Raw genomic sequence first — 2,313 nt, 5'->3', positions numbered from 1 at the left:
CGTACGGCGCGTGCGCTGCCCGGCCTTCGTCTCGTCGGTCCGCCCGGCATCAGCCGGGCGGACCGACGGGGGCGCACCCCGGAGCGGCACGGGTTCAGCCCTTCTGGTCGGAGTCGGCCAGCTTCTGCAGGGCGTCGTCGACGCTGGTCGATCCGCTCAGGATCTGCTGGGACAGCCTCCCCATCAGATCCAGCGTCTTCGAGGACAGTGCGACGTGCAGTGCGGGCTTGCCGGTTTCGATCTCCGACACGATCGTGGCGAGGGCTTGGCCGCCGCCCGACACGTCGAGGGTGCTGTCGGACGCGACCGCGCCGGCGTCGGCGTAGAACGCCTTGAGAGCGTCCTTCGACGTCAAGGAGCGCACCAGGTCTGCGGCCAGTTTCGGCTTCTTCGTCCACTCGGCGACCCCGTAGCCGATACCGCCGTCGTACGGAAGGCCGGGGCGGGCTCCGGAGTTGACGAGCGGGGCCTGCATCACGCCGATGTCGTCCGGGTCCAGGAACTCGCTGAAGTCCTTCCAGTGGCCCACGTCCGACATCAGCCCGACGATGTGGGCTGCCTTGCCGGACTGGAAGCGGGCGAAGGCGTCGTTGAACAGCGCGGTCGAGTTGGCGCCGTCGTTGTTCAGGCCGGCGTCCTCGGTCTCCTTCCAGAGCTCGAAGATCTGCCGCACACGGGGAGAGTTCCAGTCCCGCTTCCCGGCAATCCAGTCGTCGTACTCCTGCGGTGTGAGGACGCCCGACCCCAGTCCCGAGAGGAAGAACTGGATACCGATGCCCTCCTTGTTTCCGAGGGAGAGACAACTGGCCTTGGTCTTCTCGGCGATGGCCTTGCAGTCGTCCAGGAACTCCGGCCACGTCGTCGCCGGGCGTTCGGGGTCGAGACCGGCGTCCTTGTAGAGCGCCTTGTTGTAGTAGATCGGATGCCCCTGCAACGTCACCGGCGCGGCATAGACCTTGCCCTGCGCGGTGAAGGCGTCCCAACCCGCCAGCCGCTTCCTGTCCTTGGCCACATAGTCGTCCAGGGGCAGGAGAGCGTCCGTACGGTCGCGTATCTCACCGCCGCCGTTGAAGAGCATGACGTCGGGGCCCTTGCCGGACTGAATGGCCGTGCCCAGCAACGTGTAGTACTGGTCGAACGGCTGGGCGACGAACTCCACCTTCACATCGGGGTGCTTCTCGGCGAAGTCGGCTTTCGCCTGCTTGATGTAGGAGGCGGCCGACTCCTCGCCGGACTTCCAGTCCCAGACCACGAGCTTGTCGTCCGCGTTGTCGGAAGAGGAGCCGGATCCCGCGCTGCCGCAGCCGGGCAGCGTCATCGCCGCGACCAGGACGGCCGCCCACAGTGCTCGCCGCTTCATGCCGGTCACTCTCCGTTACCTTGCGGGGACCCACCGCCCGCCGATGACCCGGAAACGTAACTCGTATGACGTATGACGTCAATGGCTGTCGCGTATGATGGCGCCTCGAGTCGCCCGCGTGGTCGCGGGACCACCGGAGGAAGCCATGACGGCAACGCAGCCAGCAGCAGAGAGCAGTTCGGCGCCTCCCGCCTGGGCACGACGGCCGACCAACCTTGCGAAGGCGGTCACAGCCGAGTTGGTGGGGCGCATCGTTCGCGGGGAGCACCGGCCGGGGACGCCGCTCCCGCCCGAGCCCGCTCTCTGCGAGGCCTTCGCGGTGAGCCGGACCGTCATCCGGGAAGCCGTGAAGATCCTGCAGGAGAAGGGACTGGTGCAGGTCCGCCAGGGTGCCGGCACCATGGTGACCGCCCCGGCGAAGTGGAACATGCTCGACGAGCACGTCCTGGCGGCGAGCATCGACCAGGACGAGAGTCTGCAGCTCCTCGACGACCTCGTGGTCACACGGCGGCTGTTGGAGTCCGACATGGCGCACGTCGCCGCCCGGCTGGCCACTCAGGACGTCGTTGATCGGCTGCGCACACTGGTGGACCGGATGGACGAACTCGTGGACGACTACGTCACGTACGCGGAGAACGACCGCGCCTTCCACGACGTCATCATGCAGGCGTCGGGAAACCGCATCGCCCGTGGGGTGGTACGCGCACTGGAGAGCCAGGTCGTCAATACCGCGCGGTACATGGGCCGGCCCGAGCGCGCCATGTGCGTCGCGTCCAATCGCGGCCATCGCCGCGTGTACGAGCACATCGCCGCCCACGACCCGAGCGGTGCGGCCGAGGCGATGTTCACCCACATCACCGAAGCCTGGCTCGTCCGCCGCAGCGCACCAGGCGACCCGGTGCGGCTGGACCGTTAGCGGGCGCCACCGGCGGCGCCGCGTTGCGGGCGGCGCC

The 2,313-nt window shown here is 68.1% G+C and carries 2 protein-coding genes; one reads left to right on the top strand and one right to left on the bottom strand.

The window, feature by feature from the left end:
* Positions 1–94 precede the first annotated feature (94 nt).
* A complete protein-coding gene (locus GAS53_RS38475; protein WP_151482416.1) occupies positions 95–1,360 on the bottom strand; it encodes an ABC transporter substrate-binding protein in 1,266 nt (421 codons plus the stop codon).
* A gap of 145 nt (positions 1,361–1,505) precedes the next feature.
* On the opposite strand from GAS53_RS38475, the gene GAS53_RS38470 reads away from it, so the two are divergent.
* Complete coding sequence (locus tag GAS53_RS38470; protein WP_151482415.1) at positions 1,506–2,276, top strand: FadR/GntR family transcriptional regulator; 771 nt, start codon at positions 1,506–1,508, stop codon at positions 2,274–2,276.
* The last annotated feature ends 37 nt before the right edge of the window (positions 2,277–2,313 follow it).

Source organism: Streptomyces albicerus, assembly GCF_008905045.1.
In the GTDB taxonomy this organism is placed as follows: domain Bacteria; phylum Actinomycetota; class Actinomycetes; order Streptomycetales; family Streptomycetaceae; genus Streptomyces; species Streptomyces albicerus.
Note: the sequence above shows the minus strand (reverse complement) of the source record. Positions and strands in the feature narration are given on the sequence as shown.

Excerpts from the sequence above, each read along its gene's own strand:
- GAS53_RS38475 (WP_151482416.1), bottom strand. The coding sequence starts at position 1,360 with ATGAAGCGGCGAGCACTGTGGGCGGCCGTCCTGGTCGCGGCGATGACG.
- GAS53_RS38470 (WP_151482415.1), top strand. The coding sequence starts at position 1,506 with ATGACGGCAACGCAGCCAGCAGCAGAGAGCAGTTCGGCGCCTCCCGCC.